Below are 17,862 nucleotides of genomic sequence, written 5' to 3'. Positions count from 1 at the left end.
CTCTCTATGGCAATCGTTACCCAAGGACTGAACACGGCGTGGCTCGTCGCGGGAGTTGCAGTAGCGATCTTCTTCGTCGCATCGTGTTGCGTCGGATCAGACGCCACCTCGGACGCTGGGCACGCCGAGGGCGACTACCCAATCCGGCCCGTCCCGTTCAACGAAGTGGAGATCACAAGCGACTTCTGGCGACCTCGCCTCATCACCCAACGCGAGACTTTGGTGCCGTTTGCCTTCGAGCGGACGAAGCCGGGCGTGGAACATCTTCGAGCTGCGCGTGATCACCTTGCTGGCGCTCCGACGCCCGATCATCGCCCGCATCGGTTTATCGATTCCGACCTATACAAGGTGATGGAGGGGGCCGCCTATCTCTTGCAGTTGAGACGCGACCCCGAGCTAGAGGCGTCGTTGGACGAGCTCGTCGATCTGATCGCCGCAGCCCAGCATCCAGACGGCTATCTCTACCCGTCGCACACGACCGGGGTCGCCACGTCTCGCCAGATGATGGGGGATGCTCCTTACGAGTTCGTCGTGCACAGCCACGAGTTGTACAACGTAGGGCATATGTACGAGGCGGCGATCGCCTACTACCGCGCGACCGGGAAAGACAAGTTCCTAGGCGTTGCGAGGAAGAGCGCTGACCACGTCTATCGGGTCTTCTTTGATGGCGACCCCAAGTACAATGGCGGCAAGCCCGTCCTGCAGGCCCCCGGTCACCAAGAGATCGAGCTTGCACTCGTGAAGCTCTACCGCGTGACGGGCGAGCAGAAGTATCTCGACATGGCTAGCCGTTTCCTCGAGATCCGCGGCGTGACTTACGTCCCGGATGGTGAGGGCGTCATGGCGCCGACTTACGCGCAGCAGCACGCGCCCGTTGCGGAGCAAGTCAAGGCTGTCGGCCACGCTGTCCGCGCTACCTACTTGTACTCAGCAATGGCAGACATTGGGGCGCTGTCCGCGAACCCCGAGCTTCAGCGTGCGATTGAGAGGATCTGGGGCAATATCGTCGATACGCGAATGCACATCACGGGCGGGCTCGGAGCGGTGCATGGTATCGAAGGCTTCGGACCCGAGTACGAGCTGCCGAACGACGACGCGTTCAACGAGACATGCGCCGCCGTGGGCAACGTGATGTTCAACTACCGGATGTTCTTGCTCTACCGCGATGCAAAGTACGTTGACGTCGCCGAGGTTGCGCTGCTGAACAACGTGCTGGCGGCGGTGAACCTGGAGGGCAATCGGTTCTTCTACGTGAACCCTTTGGGAGCCGACGGAAAGCACCCGTTCAATCACGGAACGCCGGGGAGAGCGCCGTGGTTTGGCACCGCTTGCTGCCCCTCGAATCTTGCACGGCTCTTGCCCCAAGTTCCGGGGATGGCGTACGCCCACAACGGCGATGAGGTCTACGCTACTTTCTACGCCGCCAGCCGGACCTCGTTGGAACTGTCTTCCGGCCGTCTCGCGATTGAACAGACCACCGAGTACCCGAACGAAGGCGACATCGAGTTCAAGCTAACGCCTGAAACGCCGACCAGGTTCTGCTTGTTACTCCGAATCCCCACCTGGACTAGCGACCGATTCGTTCCCGGCGATCTGTATCACTACGCAGACGACTGCAACGACAAGATCACCCTGCTCGTTAACGACGAGCCGTATCCGGTCTCTGTCGAACGCGGATTCGCTAAGGTCGATCGAGTCTGGAGCCGCGGTGACACCGTGAAGCTGGGCCTGCCGATGCCGGTTCGCGTGTCGGAATGCCACTCGTCTGTCCTAGCGAACGATCAGCGGATCGCTTTCACCCGTGGCCCGCTTGTGTTGTGCGGCGAGGGAGTCGACAACGGCGGTCCGGTGCAACGCTTCTTCTTCAAAGAGCCTCCGCGCACGACTTCGGCGACGACCTCGACAGCCACAATCGCATCGGGGAGCTTCCTGCAGGTCGCCTTACCCGCCGAGACGGTGACCGCCGAGGGCGGCGTTGACCAAGCAACACTCAACCTCACCCCGTACTACGCCTGGAACAACCGGGGCGTGAGCTCGATGTGTGTGTGGTTCCCGCGGACACGCGACCTGGCGCAGTTTGACCCACTGGCGCTTCCGGACGACAGCCCGTTCGTTGAGATAGCCGCTTCACACACGTTCGAAGAGGACGCTCTCTCCGCGATCGCAGACAACCACGAACCGCGATGGTCGAGTGGCAACAAGTCGACACGCTGGTCGAGCCGGCCGCGCACGGGCGAGCCGCAGTGGGTTGAGGGACGGTTTGCGAACGCCCGACGCATTCGCAGCGTCGGCGTCTATTGGTTTGACAACAACAAGGATGTCAAGACGCCCGAAGAGTGGTCGCTGGAGGTCAAACGGGAAGGAAGCTGGTCTCCGATGGATCTCTACGTGACCGACGAGTATGGGACGCGTGTTAATCAATACAACGTTGTCCATCCCGCCGCGGGGCTGACCTGCGAAGCCATCCGCGTGAACATGACGCCGCAACAAGATGCGAGTGTTGGGATCTTGGAAATCGACGTCGTCTTCGAAGAGAACGACGTTGTTCGATCGACGAAGGGTGATGCGTCAGAGGCCCTTGCCAAATGACTGACTTACGTCGTGCACTGGCGGCGGTGCTCCTGCTCGTATTGCCGACGGGAGATGCGCACGCCGAGCCGCGACGGCACTCTCACTACCTGACGAATCGTGCGCCGTTGGCGGCGAAGCCCTATACGGAGCTGCCACTCGGCGCGATCAAGCCGCAGGGTTGGCTCCACGATCAGTTGGAACGCCTCGCCGCCGGGATGACAGGTCGGCTTGACGAGTTGTACCCGGAGGTCGTTGGACCGAGGAACGGTTGGCTGGGGGGAGATGGAGACGGCTGGGAACGCGGTCCGTACTGGATCGACGGCTTGCTCCCGCTCGCCCACCTCCTCGACGACCGGCAACTCCTAGCGAAGGCGGAACGCTGGGTCGAGTGGACGCTCGAGAACCAAGCGCCGGACGGGTACCTCGGTCCCGTTCCCTTCGATTCACCCCCAGCGGCCGAGCCTGGATTGCAGCGTGACAAGCGGCGCGACTGGTGGCCGAAGATGGTCATGCTGAAGGTGCTCCAACAGCACTACATGGCCACGGGCGATGAGCGGGTCGTCGAAGCGCTAACGCGGTACTTTCGCTACCAACTCCAGCGTCTGCCGAAGACGCCTCTCGGGCATTGGACCTTCTGGGGTAACCGGCGGGGCGCTGACAACTTGCTGGTCGTCTACTGGCTGTACAACGTTACCGGTGAGCCGTTTCTACTGGAGTTGGGCGATTTGGTGCACGGGCAGACGCACCCGTACACGCACATCTTCCTGCATCGGGACGACATCGCGCTGCACGGCCCTTTCGACGAGCGGCAGTGGACGGCCAAGGACTCGGCCGCCTATCCGTTTCACTGTGTCAACCTCGCCCAGGGGCTCAAGGCGCCGATCGTCCGCTCACAGGCGGACACCTCGCCAGAGCATCTCCGTGCCGTCTGTAAAGCGCTGGATGACCTCGAGAAACTGCACGGGCAGCCGCACGGCCTGTTTGGCGGCGATGAAGCACTGCATGGCCGCGAGCCTACCCGAGGGTCTGAGCTCTGCACTGCCGTCGAGATGATGTACTCGCTGGAGAAGATGCTAGAGATCACAGGCGAAACCGAGTTCGCCGATCGGCTTGAACTCGTGGCGTTCAACGCGCTGGCTTCGCAGGTCAGCGACGACTGCCTGACCCGTCAGTACTTTCAGCTCGCGAATCAGGTCACGGTGACTCACGGCATCCGCAACTTCTACAACAACGAGTCCGATCGGATGGTCTTCGGGCTCTTGTCGGGGTATCCCTGTTGCACGTGCAACCTGCATCAAGCGTGGCCAAAGTTTACGCAGCACTTGTGGATGGCTTCCGCAGATGACGGTTTGGCGGCGATGGTCTATGCCCCGAGTCGCGTCAAAGCTCGAGTCGGCTCCAAGGGATGCGAGGTGACGATCACCGAGAAGACCGACTACCCGTTCCGCGAGGTCATCGAGTTCCGTATCGAGGCCGATCAAGAGGTTCGGTTCCCCTTCCACTTGCGGATCCCTCATTGGTGCGCTGAACCAGAGATCAGCGTCAATGGAGAACCCCAAGCGCCGGGCGAGCCAGGGGACATCGCGGTACTCGATCGACTTTGGCGGTCAGGCGACACCGTGACGGTTCGTCTGCCGATGGAACTCAAGATGCATCGCTGGCACGAGGACAGCGCCAGCTTGCAGAGGGGCCCGCTCGTTTACGGATTGAGAATCGACGAGCAGTGGAAGCAACACGCGGAGTACTTGGAGGTCCATCCGGCGAGTCCCTGGAACTACGCCCTGCTGGAGCCGTCGCTAGAATCGCTCCCGGACCACTACCAGGTCGTGGAACGGACCGGCGCGCTGCCGGACAACCCCTGGACGCTCTCGTCGGCGCCGCTCGAGATCAAGACGACAGGCGTGCGACTTCCTCATTGGAAGCTGTACAACGGAGATACGGGGCCGATCCCTTGGAGCCCGCAGCAGCGTCCGGCCAAGTCCGAGCCAGAGCCGATCACGTTGGTTCCGTACGGCTGCACGACTCTCCGCATCAGCGCCTTTCCAACGGTCTTCTGATGGCTGCAACCCGTTATATGGCGACCTTCGCAGAACGGTTCCTCGCATTCGTGCTGTTGACGTCGGTGCTATGCGGCGAGGGAGTCGCGGCGCGCCCGAACATCGTCATCCTGTTCGCCGACGACCTCGGCTACTCCGACATCGGCTGTTTCGGAGGCGAGATCGAGACTCCGAACCTCGATTCGCTCGCGCAGAAAGGTCTGCGGCTGACACAGTTCTACAACACGGGCAGGTGCTGCCCTTCCCGGGCGAGCCTGCTCACGGGTCTCTATCCCCATCAAGCGGGCGTCGGGTTGATGGTCTACCGCAGCTACCCCGGCGCGGGGTATCGTGGGCGCCTCAACGACGAGTGCGTCACGTTCGGTGACGTCGCTAAGTCAGCCGGCTACCGCACGTATATGGTCGGAAAGTGGCACGCGGGCCACACGCCGGAGGCGCTTCCCGAGGTCCGAGGATTCGACCAGTTCACCGGCGTCTACCTGCACATCGACAGCTATTGGAAGGTGCTCAAGGGGTGCGACGTTTATCGCGACGGCGAACTCCTGATCGAGGCGCAAGAGAACCCTACCAACCCGTACCACCCCGAACAGGAGTTCTACACCACCGACTTCTTTACTGACGCGGCGATCGACTACCTCCAGCAAGCAGCAGAGCGTCCGGCCGAGCCGTTTCTCCTCCACGTCTGCTTTAACGCGCCGCACTTCCCGCTCGAGGCGCCGGACGAGCTGATCGAGAAGTACCGAGGTCGCTACCTGAAGGGGTGGAACCAGCTCCGCGAGGAGAAGTTCCAGCGTATGAAACGCATGGGCCTACTCCGTTCGGGGCAAAAGCTGCCCCGAGGCCGAAGGCACGAAGAGGTCGCTGTCGAGGGGCTGGTGTTCAAGGACCTGCTCGACCGCGAGTCCCTGCCCGCTTGGGACGAGCTGTCGCCCTCCGAACAAGAGGAGTTAGACTTCCGGCGTGCTTTGTACGCCGCTCAAGTCGACCGTATGGATCAGGGAATCGGGCGCATCGTTGAGCAGCTGAGGCGCCAGGACGCGCTCGACAACACCGTGATCATGTTCTTCTCCGACAACGGATGCTCGGGGGAACTCGACCTGTTCGGCATGAACTGGCCGGAGCACACCCGGTCGACCTACTCTCAGTGGCGCAAGGCGGGCGGCTGGAGCATCTCGCAGGGGCAGTGCTGGGCGCACCTCTCCAACACGCCACTCCGCAAGTACAAGCAGTTTGTCCACGAAGGCGGCATCGCCTCACCCTTCGTCGTGCATTGGCCCGCGGGCATCGAGCGCACAGACGACATCGCAGATGAGCAGATCTTCCACCTGATCGACGTGATGCCGACCATCTGTGACCTCGCGGGCGCGGAGTACCCAAAGATGCACAACGGGCGAGAGATCAAGCCTGCTCCGGGGATCAGCATGGCGCCTTACTGGACTCAGCGGGCCTCAGAACCCGAGACCCGTACGCTCCTCTGGCAGCACCTGAACCACTCGGCTGTGCGTCGGGGCGATTGGAAGCTGGTGACGCTAGACGACCGCGATCCGGGAAGCTGGGAGCTGTACGACCTCTCGACGGATCGGAGCGAGACGGAAAACTTGATCGGCGAGCATCCGCAGATCGCGAGCAAACTCCGCACAGCTTGGAGGACCTGGGCGGAGCATTCGAACGTTGTGCCGTTCCCGGAAACTCGCGGCAGTTCGCGCCCCAACCCGTTTCCCGTTCCGCAGTAGGACGCTTCTAAGAGATTGCCGTGGACCACACCTTCTCTCCCTCTGTGTGAATACGACGGCGACGCATTACTCCTCGGGCTGGTAACCGTACGGCCAGGAGAGAACGGCGAACTCACTCTCGTTTACTTCTTTGATCCGCAGCCCACAGGTAATGGCAAGCCGCCGCCCGTCAACGCCGAGACGCTCGTAGGCGAGCGGCGCCGCGGAGCCCGCGTACACCCCGGCGACATCGACGCCCCAGACGATCACGAACGGCTGGCCGTCTCGCGTAGAAGTGAGGGTCTGATCCGGATCCGTGATGGACGCCTTCTCGAAGATCGGCAGGAGTTCGTCCACGGACCGCGGCGGCCTTCCCAGGTCGGCGGCAGCGTAGGCGTAGATGGTAGCGATCCCTCGCAGCCGCGCGTGGTCTGCGGGGATGCGTGTGACCGTTTCGTTAGGTCGACATGACACCGACGTCAGGGCGATGGCGATCACCGTGACCGCGAACCTAAGCGACCTGGTCTTGGGCGAGAGAGGCGACGCCTCCGATAGAAGTCTTGGCATGTGAATCGCCTCGGTCACGGCCCAACGCCGCCGTCCCTGCGGTTGCAGACCCGAGCGAACGCGATGCCATCCACGTCGTAGCCGAATGCGGTCACCGACCCGTCAACCATGACGCAGTTGAACGCAGTCGGATGGGCAGAGCCGAAGAAGTTGTACTGCTGGTTGCCCTGGACGCGACTTGCCAGACGGTCGGTCAGGTAGGTGTCGGGCCTGGGGCGGAGTACGGCGAACCGCTGCGTGTCCCAGCTACGCCCCACGTACCATCCCGCGTTGTCTCCCCAGGAGCCTCCCTGCGTCCACAGGCCGTTCACGTACTTTTCGCCGAAGAGCATCGTGCGGGACGTCCCGTCCGTGATCAGATTCGTGCGAACGAGCGGATTCTTGAGCGGATTCGTCGTCGCCCCGACAACGTTGGGCTCGTACCAGATGATGGTTCCCGTCTGGAAGCGGCATCGGCAAAACGGGTCGGGCGTGAGGCCCAGTGTCCGAAGCCCGTTCTCCCCGGTGTCTCCTCCGTTGCCGACGTAGTCGCCCAACACCGTCGAGCTAATGCCGCCTTCTTCCCCTCCATAGAACGTCGTCGGACGACGGCTTGGGCAGCTGATCAGCGGCGGTTTTGCGGCGCGGATCGCGAAGTCGTTCTCAAGCGCCCAGAGGTCGGCGTGCTCGATGAACGGGAGCAGCTGGTAGCGCCACCCCCAAGATTGATCGCCAAGGATGGCCGGGCCGAGGTACCCACCGCTGTCGCCTCGCCGAACTTCCCGAGGGAATGTCCAACCCCATCCAGCGGTCGGAAAGGCCTTGTGTGTGCCCTCGTGCAACAGCGCGGCGATCGCTAGCTGCTTGAGCGTGTTCATGCAGTGTGTGCGCCGGGCCGCCTCACGCGCGGATTGCACCGCTGGCAGTAGTAGGGAGATCAGGATCCCCACGATCGCCAGGACGACCAGCAGCTCGACGAGCGTCGTCGCGAGCCGCCCACCGACCGGGACGCGGACGGCGGCGTTTCTTGACTTGGAGCACACGGCGGCGCTTCGCGCGTTGCGGAACTGCCGTTGCCAACCCCGCAGATTGTGCGCTGGCATCGGCTCGATCGGGACGCCCCTTGTAGGGCTACAACCAGACGACCACGAGTTTGCACGCAATTCCTCGGACGCCGGTGAGAACTCGGGCGAAATCGACCAGTTTCTCGTCAACTTGTCGTCGATCGGCGCTGTAGCGGAGTGACGTCGTCAGCTAATCGGCCACCACCCAATCGCGCTCGCGTTCCTCCCATGATGCGACTGCTATTGCTTCTGAACTTCGCGGCGGTCGCCGCGCCCGATCTGCACGCAGCCGACGAGCTGTCCCAGACTGCCTACGCCGCCGGGCGCCAAGGCGACCGAGCGATCCGCTCCTTTAACTACCGCCACGTCGAGTTGCTCCCTTCGCGGCACGAAGCCCAGTTCCGTCAGGTGCGTGACTTCTATATGCGGCTACGCCCGAACGACCTTCTTCGTGGATTCAGGCTCAAGGACCGAGATTGGGCGCCCGGCAAGGACCTGGGGGGCGCCTATAGCGAACGGCCGCTTTCCTTCGGTCAATGGCTGGCGGGCTTTGCCCGCATCTACCGCGTCACCGGAGACGTCGCCGTCCGCGACCGCGCGGTCTACCTCATGCGCGAATGGGCAAAGACCATCGGCGAAGACGGCTCCTACGGCTACGAACACGGCCAAGGCGAGCACTACGACTACGACAAGTTCGTGGGCGGCCTCGTCGACATGTACGAGTACGCCGGCTGCGACGACGCGCTCGGCTATCTCGACAAGATAACGACCTGGGCGGAAGCCAACCTCGACCGATCCAACGAGTACGCCCTCCCCAAAGAGTGGTACACGCTGTCAGAGAATCTCTACCGAGCCTACGAGCTCACCGGCGAGCAGCGCTACGATGACTTTGCGAAGGTCTGGGAGTACTCCGACTTCTGGGACGTGCTCGCGACTCGCGGCGATGTCTTTGCTGAGCTCAAGCACGCCAAGCAACACCCAAGCTACCACGCGTACAGCCATGTCAATTCTCTCAGCAGCGCCGCGATGGCGTACAGCGCGAACGGTGAGCAGCGCTACCTCGACGCGATCGTCAACGGGTATGATTTCCTGAAGGACACACAGCTCTTTGCCACCGGCGGGTTCGGCCCCGAGGAGAGCTTCATCGTGCCAAACGGCCTACCAGAAACGCTGGTGGGCATCCGCCGCGGCGAGGCGAACGTCGATGTACGATTCCACTTCGAGACCTCGTGCGGCTCTTGGGCCGGCTTCAAGCTCGCTCGCTACCTGATGGAGTTCACCGGCGACGCCCACTACGGCGATTGGATCGAGCGGCTCGTCTACAACGGTGTCGGCGCCATGCTCCCGATGAACGACTACGGCATGATCATGTACGGGTCGAGCTACAACACGTACGGCGCGCAGAAGTCGCTCAGCACGGTCTGGTTCTGCTGCCAGGGGTCGCTACCCCAGACCGTGGCGGACTACCACAACCTGATCTACTTCCACGACGACGACAGCCTTTACGTCAATCTGTTCCTCCCGTCCGCGGTCGAGTGGCAGAGGCCGGTGGGCCGTGTGCGTGTCGTCCAGGAGACCCGGTTCCCGGAAGACCACGTTGTCCGCCTCCGCATCGAGACTGACACAGCGAACGAGTTTGGCGTCAAGATCCGTGTGCCCTTGTGGGCCTCAGACGGAGTCGGTGTCGCCATCAACGAGCAGACTCAAGACGTCGAGACCGTGCCCGGCGCCTGGGCAGAGCTCAAGCGGGAGTGGTCCCCCGGGGATGTCGTCACGCTTACCTTCGACATCACGCCACGGGCGGAACCGCTGCCAGGGTACGTCTCGCCGGTTGCCGTGATGTGCGGCCCCGTTGTCATGGTGCAGGCGACCGCCCGCGACACGGAAGACGCACTGCCTGCCGATAGCGGGCTTCGATACCCTGCGGACTACCTGGAGGTTGGCGCCGACGTCCGTATCAATCGCGCACGCAACCTCCACACGAACCAAGAACTCCGGCCGTTCTACGACGTCAACGCGGGTGAGTTCTATCTCATGTACTTCAATCGCGAAGGCCGCAAGCGGATCGCTCTGACCGGTGTGCAGTTCGCCGGCGACTGGCGAACTGAGGGCGCGGCGAGACGCAGCGAAGAGCGCGGAGCAAGCTTCTCAGCCAAGTTCAACGGGACGGCGGTCACCTGGGAGGGGCGCCGATTCGACGACGGAGGGATCGCGGCCGTGGCAATCGATGGCGAAGACTTCGGCGAGGTCGATCAGTACGCCTACGCGGGAGTACATGTCGGCCGTATGGACCAACGCGAAGTCCCCTTCCGGTGGTCGGCCACGGACCTTGCTCCGGGTGAACACACGATCGAGGTGACCGTGATCGGGCGCAGCAACCCGGGGTCCTCCGGCACAGCGATCAACGTCTCCGGTCTTTCCGCTTTTCCTTAGACTCAACCACGGGTCGGATCATGCGTCGCATCATCGTGTTCTGCCTGATGGGGTTTCTCTGCTCATGCGGGGTTGCGTCGAGCAAGCCGAACATCGTCCTGGTCTTTGCGGATGACTTGGGATGGACCGACACCTCGGTCCCGATGATGCCAGACCTTGCGGATTCCCGGAGCCAGTTCTTTCAGACCCCCACGCTGGAGCGAATGGCCAGGAAGGGGATGGTGTTCTCCAACGCCTACGCATGTGCTCCCACGTGCACGCCCTCTCGGGCCGGCATCCAGTTCGGCAAGACGCCTTGCCGATTGCGGCAAACGGTCGTTCACGACGTGCTCGCAGCGGAACGTGGGATCGATTGCAAAGATGAGGTGTCGATCGCCGAGAGGATCAAGCGCATCGACTCCGAGTATGTCACGGCGCACTTTGGCAAATGGGGATTCCACCCACGGTCTCCGGAACACGCCGGATACGACGTTTCCGACGGCAACACCAACAACGGTGAAGGCGACTATCTCGACGTCCAAGCGAGGACGCCGCTGCCACCGGAAGACCCAAAGCGGATCTTCAGCGTCACGCGGCGGGCCATCGACTTCCTGGAGGAGCAGGCGTCCGCGGGGCGTCCCTTCTTCATGCAGGTCTCCCACTACGCGGTCCACGTGGGACTCGCTGCACGGGAGAAGACGATCGAGAAGTACCGCGATCTCGCTCGCGCCAAGCAGATCGACAAGAAGAATCTGCCTACCTACGCTGCGATGATCGAGGACTTGGATTCGAGCCTTGGCGAGCTGCTCGACGCCCTAGAGCGGCTCGGCATCGACGACGATACCTACGTCATCTTCACGTCCGACAACGGTGCCGAGATGTTTCGGGCGAAGGGCACCCTGCGAGGTGGCAAGGCGCAGCTTTGGGAGGGGGGCATTCGTGTTTCGACCCTTGTGGTAGGCCCAAGGGTTATGAGCGGAGCTACCTGCGACCATCCGGTCGCGGGCTGGGACTTGTACCCCACGATCAACGATCTGCTCGGAGGCGACGCCCTGCCGGTGGAGTTTGATGGCGGCAGCCTTCTCGACGCCTTCGAGAAGGGGAACGAGGGCGTCATCTCACGAAACACGCCCGAGTTGATCTTTCACTTCCCCTGGTACGGAGGCGCCCTGCCGATGTCGGCCATCCGCGATGGGGACCTTAAGCTCGTCATGAACCTGCATACCGACGAGGTGCGTCTCTACGACCTGGCGCAGGACCTCGCCGAGACGACCGATCTGTCCGAGCGGCTTCCCGAGCAGACCGCACGACTTCGCGGACGGCTACTCGACTACCTTGACGAGGTCGAAGCCGAGGATCTTGACGATATGTTCGACGCGAGAATCCGCGAACTCAATCGCTACGTGCAGCGGGAGCGCGAGCGTCCCGAGCCAGACCAAGCCGTACTGCGACGACATGCCAATGCGTTGGAGAGCACACATCGCGCTCGGGCGGAGACCGAATGGAGGTGAGCGCTGTGATCAACCTGTCTCGTCGCGTGAGTCGGCGCTTGGTGATCGCTTGCGCATCGGTTGGTGCGTCCTGCGTCGTCGCACACGAGGCGGAGGCGGGCGACCCGCCGCCGTACACTGACTACTGCGAGATGCTGAGCCAGGAGATCCAAGGCCGCAAGCACGCCTTCTTGGCCGGCAACAAGACGTACTACGTTGGCGGCGCCTACCACTGCTACCAACCGCACGAGGACGAGACGCTCGGCCTGACGCATCCCTTCTTCCACGACCTGCGTGGCCGTGGCTTTGGGCTCGCTAGGCACGAGGGGAGCGGATACGGGCACGACTTCCGTGGGTGGGAGTTCTATATAAACACACGCGTCGCGTATGGCACGGTCCTCGTCGATGGCAAGCGCTATCGCACGCCGGCACCCGTGTCGATGACGTGGCGACCCGACAAGGTTATCTGCAAGTACAAGGTTGGTGGGGTTCGCATCTACGAGGAGAAGTTCATCGCCGGCAACGATGCGGGGTGTTCGATCATCCGATCGGACAAGCCGATCCGGATCGAGTTCGAAGGCCGCAGCCTCTACTTCCCTAATCAGAGTCTTCGATCAACGGCGACCGTGCGCTTCGACGAAGCCGGCAACGCGGTGCACGTCGCAGAAGGTGGTGAGGTCATCACTCATCCGGTCCGAGATGAGACAACCGCCGGCAAGCTCATCTACGATGGGATGAGCACGGTCTTATCGGCTTCCAAGCCTATCGAGCGATTCGCGTCCCGCGTCGATGACATGGGGCAGTGCCACTACTCCTTTCAGGTTCCTTGCGACCGACAGGGGACGGCGATCGCCTGGGCAATGGACGACCGCTACGACCAGGCAAGGGACGCCGCGCAGGCGGTACTGTCAGACGCACCAGCCGCCTTGGCGGCAAAGACCGGAGCCATGAACGACCTGCTGAACCGCCAGGTCCCCTACTTCCGATGCTCGGACGAGGACCTGGTCAAGGTCTATTACTTCTTGTGGTCGATCTACCTGATGTACTACATCGACGTTCAAGAAGGCTGGGAGACTCACCCGCACACGCAAACGGCGGTCAACAACTTTCTGGGGATGCACCGCTACGACGCTAACTTCCAGATCAAAGTCGGCGCGTGGACGGCGGACAAGCGGTACTACGCGTACGGGAACGTGCTGCACTGGAAGCCGCTGCTCCCCTACGCGCGTGACGGCGGGAGCTTGCCCGACAACAAGGGGATCGCTTGGTACTCGCCCGTCTGGGGCACGACGACCGAGCATGTGATCGGCGCTTGGCAGATCTACCAACACACCGGAGACGAGCAGTTCCTGCATGACTGCTACGACGACTACTTCCGCGAGCTGTTCAAGGACGGCATGCACAGTCATTGGGGCTGCCACTACGACGCAGCCGAGCGCCTCCGTGATATGGCCGCACTCACTGGCGACGCGGACCCCGACCGCTGGTTGCGGCTCGTCCAGATCGACGGCCGGGAAGCTTGGCTCTCGTCCATGTGGGAGAAGGAGCGTCCTCGCTTCTTCGGAGGCGGGCGAGAGCACCCGAACTGGTCCGGCTTCGCTTACCTCCGCAACAGCTACTTCCCCGAAGCCTGGGCGCATGAGATGGCGCGCGAGTGGGCCGTTGACACCGAGAAGGGATTCTTCTGGAAAGTCCCCCTGTCGTCACGTGCGATTCCCGCGTTAGAGAATGTCTTCGATCCGGAGTTTTCCTCGACTCCCGACACGAACTACTACGCCCTGCTCGGCATGTACAAGAGCCGCGTAGGCCGGATCGCGAATCAGTGCGCCCTGGCTCACCTGAGGGGCTACAACATGCATTGGGGGATCCCGATCGCGCCAGAGGCTTGGGGCGCAGGGCCGGAGCCTTGGGGCGATCAGTACTCCAACTTCAACGCCGGGAAGATACTCCTTTTCTTGGAGGGGATGGCGGGGATCGAGTACTCGGTTCCCGATGATGAGCTGACGGTTTGCGACAACATGCCCGAAGAGTGGGAGTCGATGGAGGTTCGCTTCCCCGTCGACAGCGGCGGAGTCAGGCACTGGCCGCGGATCTCCTACCGGCGCAAGGTGACCGAACGAGGTGTCGAGAAGTCCATCTCCGTGGAAGGCAGCCCGCTAGAGCGTGTGACGATCCAGCCGTGGCTCGAGGAGGGGCGCCTGAAGCGAGCGACAAAGGGTTACAGCAGAAGGGGCCAACCCCGCGACCACGTCGGTTATCGGTTCAAGGGTTCGAGAGACCCATCGGTTACGCTGTTGATCGACAAACGGGAGTGACGAAGCGCCCATGCCCCGCAGGGTCCGACACCAAGGCCTATCGCCAAGCGTGATTCTGCTCTTCCGTCTTGAAATTGGGCAACTCCGGATGAGCGATTCTGACCAAGGTGAAATCCGGGGGAGGAAGCTCCTTCGATAGAAGGGAGGAGGAGTGCATTATCAAGAGGCTGGGTAAGGCGGATATGGTCTCGGGGGCTTGTAGGGGTCAGCGGGGTCAACCCTGTAGGTCCATGGGTCCGCTCGAAAGCGGGTAAATCGACCTAGTAGTCGAATTGCCGCCCTAAGCGCTTGCGCCTGCCCCTAGGGCTTCCGCGGAGCAAGACCGACCGCAGCCATCTTTTCGTACAACTTGCTGAGGTTGCCTCACCCGGCCGCAGATTGCGGCTCCGCCAACTCGCAGCGGTGTCCAAGCTCGGCCAAGACCTCTGCGCGTTCGGCGGATGGCGAACTGAGCGGTGGTGGTCCACCCGACCGCAGTTCAGTCGAGATCGGAGCCGCGTCGGTCAATCAGTCCTCAGAGGAATGTCATTTCCGCCTGTCAGCCGAGGTCGAAACGACTCCGAGCAGACTCCGCTTAAAACGACTAACTTCAGAATTACCATCTCCGTCCTCGGCTCGAAGGCTTCTATTGAATTCCGATGGCCGATTCTCTCGCCGCGAAGGGTAGAAAAAATCACGTAAGGAAAGCCGATCTGGAGGCATCTCATGAGAAACCCACCGTTTCCCTTGGAAGTGCGAGGCCTCCCATGCCGCGGATCCAACCCATCGATCGTACACTCGCCCCTCCCGCCACTGCCGAACTGCTCGACGGTGTGCAGAAGAAGATGGGCGTCGTGCCGAACCTCATCGCCACGATGGCTCAGTCAAGAGCCGTCGCTTCCGCGTACCTAGGTTTCAGCCAGGCGCTAGCGTCCGGCTCGCTGTCGGCTCAACTCCGGGAGCGAATCGCCCTGGCCGTCGGCGAAGCCAACGGGTGCGACTACTGCGTGTCGGCCCACACCGCACTCGCCAAGCAAGCCGGTCTGACCGAGCAGGAAACCTGCGACGCTCGTCGAGCGGAGGCGACTGACGAGAAGGAAGCTGCCGCGCTTCAATTCGCCCAGCAGATCGTGACCGACCGGGGCGTGGTAACCGACGGCAATGTCGAGCGTGTGCGTCAAGTCGGCTACACCGATGGGGAGATTGCCGAGATCGTCGCTGCCGTCGCGCTGAACCTGTTCACGAACTACTTCAACCACGTGGCCGGGACCGAGGTTGACTTCCCCGCGGCGCCCAAGCTAGCCGTCGCTTGAACCGAGGAGGCCGCTCGATCAAGCTCGGCCGAACCGATCGAGCGGCTATCCTCTTCTGACAATACCTCGTTGGCGTGACGCATGGAACGAACCAACGATTCCTGGTTGAAGGACCTAACGCAGCGGAGCGAGCCCGCCCTGGTCGAGCTGCGCGAAGCCCTGCTGCGAGGTCTGCGGCGGGGGCTGTCGGGACGTCCTCGCGCCGACGAATCGTTCCTGGAGGACTGTACGCAGGACTCCTTACTCCGTGTCCTGGACAAGCTCGGCCAGTTCGACGGACGCAGTCGGTTTGTCACATGGGCCACGGCGATCGCTATTCGCGTCGCCTTGGGACAGCTTCGGCGTAGCCAGTGGAAAGATGTAACGCTCGCCGATCTCGTCCCGGCGACGGTGAACCAGGGCGGCAACCAGCTTGCCGGCGCCCCGGCGCCGGACGTTCGGATGCAGCGGCGTGACCTGCTGGTGGCGCTGAACGCCTCGATCCAGAATGACTTGTCAGATCGACAACGGACCGCCCTGTTGGCGGAGCTAAGGGGCATGCCACAGGACGAGATCGCCAGGCAACTCAGCTGCAGTCGCAACGCCCTCTACAAGTTGACCCACGACGCGCGGAAGAAGCTGAAGGCCCGTCTTGAGGCGGCCGGCTTTACGGGGGACGACCTCATCGCCACGTCGGTAGCGTGAGAACACCAATCCATGTCGCTATCCGAAACCGAGATTGCACAGCTCCTGAAGCTCCTTCGCCGGACCGAGGACCGGGAACTCAATTGCGAGCAGTGCCTCGCGCTGGTGGCGGAGTTCGCCGAATCGCACTTGGCGGGCAAGTCGATCCCTGCGGGCCTGCAAGCGATCGAACAGCATCTTGCGGTTTGCGGAGAGTGCCTAGAGGAGTACGAAGCCCTGCGGCTAACGCTGGATGGTCTGCGTGGCGGTCGCGATGCGTGACACTACGGGCGTGCGGATCGCCCGCGTCTACGACGCCTACCAAGCGTCCGACGGCTATCGAGTCCTGGTTGATCGGCTCTGGCCGCGGGGCGTGAGCCGAGCGGCTGCGCGCATCGACGATTGGGCTAAAAATCTAGCCCCTTCGGCGTCCTTGCGCCGATGGTTCGGGCATGAGCCAGCCAGGTTCGAAGCGTTTCGTCGCTTCTACATCGAAGAGCTACTCAGCAACCCAGCGGCCGAGGAAGACCGGCGCCGAGTCCTAGCGCATCCGATGGTGACCCTGCTCTACGCGGCGTCTACCACGAAGCACAACCATGCCATCGTCTTACGCGAGTTCTTGATTCGCGGTGGTGCGACGGCCGAATCGTAAGAGTCGCCCGCGCTGAGGCATCCAAAGGCTGACCGCCGGGCGTCTTCGCCGCCCAGCTGGCGGCGCCTGTCTGCCGACGTCCAGTTGCCCAAGTCTCTGCGGCCCCGCCGCTTCACCTCCCCGCTTTCTGTACAGGAGAGTTTCGCTATGGATCCGCGCTTTGTGACCAAGACAATGCACGCCTACCTCGACTACCCCGTCGCCTTGAGCCTGATGACGGCGCCGTTCTTGCTCCACCTCGGCGCCTCCCACCCAATGGCCCGCTGGCTGGCGGTAGGTTCCGGCGTCGCCGCTTTAATCCTCACGCTGCTCACCGATCACAAGCTGGGGGTCTTTCGAGTGCTGCCCTACCGGGTGCACCTGGCGGTCGATTTTTTGGTCGGGGTGGTGTTTCTCGCCGCTCCGTTGGCACTGGGGTTCAGCGGCCTCGACGCTTGGTACTACTGGGCCAATAGCCTGGCGGTGCTGCTGGTTGTTGGGCTCCACAAGCCAGAGGCCGCAACCCTGCAGGCGGAGGCTCTAGCGGTATGAGGGTCAGCCGTTCTCGCTAGGCCGAGGCGACAAGGGGTCGGGGGGGAGGTTTTGGTTGTGCGTACCCACACCCGCCTCCCGCTTCACAACCAACCAGTCTACGAACATTTCAGCAGCATGCGGGTTTGCCGAGTTGGCGACTGGCGGGGCCGCGTCGTGCGTGTGAGAATCACGCAAGAGTGAACGATTTGACCGCCACCCAAAACGACTACGACGTGTGGGCGGCGAACTACGGGGCGACGAATGTTGCGCCCGTAGCAGCACAACAACAGGTTCCCGAGCCGACTATCGGAGCGTTGCTTACGATACTGGGCATAGGCCTAAGTGGCTCGAGTCGTGTTGGCCGCCCCGGTCGATGATCTTGAGCGGTTAAGGCGACGTCGGTCGGACGGACTGCCGGCCGTCTGGACGATTCGTTCGAGACAGCGGGTGCCTCACTCTCAGCGAGTTTGGCCGCTCGCCGAACTGCACACTTGGCCCGCCGGCGGACTAATCTGGAGCCATCTGTGCAGCTAGCGTAGGCTGCCGATCCTACCACCGAGCGACAGGAGGTCCTG

13 protein-coding genes are annotated in these 17,862 nt (G+C 62.5%); 11 read left to right on the top strand and 2 right to left on the bottom strand.

The window, feature by feature from the left end:
* Window positions 1–6 precede the first annotated feature (6 nt).
* The 3 genes from Pla108_RS20285 to Pla108_RS20275 are packed head-to-tail and all read left to right on the top strand — an operon-like array spanning window position 7 to window position 6,361.
* Window positions 7–2,589: a glycoside hydrolase family 127 protein gene (locus tag Pla108_RS20285; protein WP_146446814.1), complete on the top strand. Its 2,583-nt coding sequence runs from the start codon at window positions 7–9 to the stop codon at window positions 2,587–2,589.
* Complete coding sequence (locus Pla108_RS20280; protein WP_146446813.1) at window positions 2,586–4,628, top strand: beta-L-arabinofuranosidase domain-containing protein; 2,043 nt, start codon at window positions 2,586–2,588, stop codon at window positions 4,626–4,628. Before Pla108_RS20285 ends, Pla108_RS20280 begins: the two co-directional genes overlap by 4 nt.
* Window positions 4,628–6,361 carry an arylsulfatase gene (locus Pla108_RS20275; protein WP_146446812.1) on the top strand — a complete coding sequence of 578 codons (1,734 nt, stop codon included), beginning with the start codon at window positions 4,628–4,630 and terminating at the stop codon, window positions 6,359–6,361. Before Pla108_RS20280 ends, Pla108_RS20275 begins: the two co-directional genes overlap by 1 nt.
* A 66-nt stretch (window positions 6,362–6,427) precedes the next feature.
* On the opposite strand, the gene Pla108_RS20270 is transcribed toward Pla108_RS20275, so the two are convergent.
* Both Pla108_RS20270 and Pla108_RS20265 read right to left on the bottom strand, forming a co-directional pair.
* Window positions 6,428–6,907 carry a hypothetical protein gene (locus tag Pla108_RS20270; protein ID WP_146446811.1) on the bottom strand — a complete coding sequence of 160 codons (480 nt, stop codon included), beginning with the start codon at window positions 6,905–6,907 and terminating at the stop codon, window positions 6,428–6,430.
* A gap of 14 nt (window positions 6,908–6,921) precedes the next feature.
* Window positions 6,922–7,989, bottom strand: coding sequence for a DUF1559 family PulG-like putative transporter (locus Pla108_RS20265; protein WP_146446810.1), 1,068 nt, complete (start codon window positions 7,987–7,989; stop codon window positions 6,922–6,924).
* A 189-nt stretch (window positions 7,990–8,178) separates the two neighbouring features.
* On the opposite strand from Pla108_RS20265, the gene Pla108_RS20260 reads away from it, so the two are divergent.
* The 8 genes from Pla108_RS20260 to Pla108_RS20225 all read left to right on the top strand — a co-directional run bounded on the left by Pla108_RS20260 (window position 8,179) and on the right by Pla108_RS20225 (window position 17,305).
* Window positions 8,179–10,383 carry a beta-L-arabinofuranosidase domain-containing protein gene (locus Pla108_RS20260; protein WP_146446809.1) on the top strand — a complete coding sequence of 735 codons (2,205 nt, stop codon included), beginning with the start codon at window positions 8,179–8,181 and terminating at the stop codon, window positions 10,381–10,383.
* Window positions 10,384–10,403: 20 nt separating this feature from the next.
* A complete protein-coding gene (locus Pla108_RS20255; RefSeq protein WP_146446808.1) occupies window positions 10,404–11,873 on the top strand; it encodes a sulfatase in 1,470 nt (489 codons plus the stop codon).
* Window positions 11,874–11,878: 5 nt separating this feature from the next.
* Entirely contained in the window at window positions 11,879–14,167 is a 2,289-nt protein-coding gene (locus Pla108_RS20250) for a hypothetical protein (RefSeq protein WP_146446807.1), read from the top strand.
* A gap of 746 nt (window positions 14,168–14,913) precedes the next feature.
* Window positions 14,914–15,459: a carboxymuconolactone decarboxylase family protein gene (locus tag Pla108_RS20245; RefSeq protein ID WP_146446806.1), complete on the top strand. Its 546-nt coding sequence runs from the start codon at window positions 14,914–14,916 to the stop codon at window positions 15,457–15,459.
* An 81-nt stretch (window positions 15,460–15,540) separates the two neighbouring features.
* Complete coding sequence (locus Pla108_RS20240) at window positions 15,541–16,143, top strand: RNA polymerase sigma factor (protein ID WP_146446805.1); 603 nt, start codon at window positions 15,541–15,543, stop codon at window positions 16,141–16,143.
* A gap of 12 nt (window positions 16,144–16,155) precedes the next feature.
* Window positions 16,156–16,404 (top strand): hypothetical protein, encoded by a 249-nt coding sequence (locus Pla108_RS20235; protein ID WP_146446804.1) that lies wholly within the window; start codon window positions 16,156–16,158, stop codon window positions 16,402–16,404.
* Window positions 16,397–16,774, top strand: a complete 378-nt coding sequence (locus tag Pla108_RS20230) for a DUF488 domain-containing protein (RefSeq protein ID WP_146446803.1) — start codon at window positions 16,397–16,399, stop codon at window positions 16,772–16,774. The genes Pla108_RS20235 and Pla108_RS20230 overlap by 8 nt, the downstream gene beginning before the upstream one ends.
* A gap of 147 nt (window positions 16,775–16,921) precedes the next feature.
* Window positions 16,922–17,305: an SPW repeat domain-containing protein gene (locus tag Pla108_RS20225; RefSeq protein WP_146446802.1), complete on the top strand. Its 384-nt coding sequence runs from the start codon at window positions 16,922–16,924 to the stop codon at window positions 17,303–17,305.
* Window positions 17,306–17,862: the final 557 nt, after the last annotated feature.

The sequence above is a fragment of the Botrimarina colliarenosi genome (assembly GCF_007859955.1).
Taxonomy (GTDB): Bacteria; Planctomycetota; Planctomycetia; order Pirellulales; family Lacipirellulaceae; genus Botrimarina; species Botrimarina colliarenosi.
This window is presented reverse-complemented; position numbering and strand designations above follow the sequence as displayed.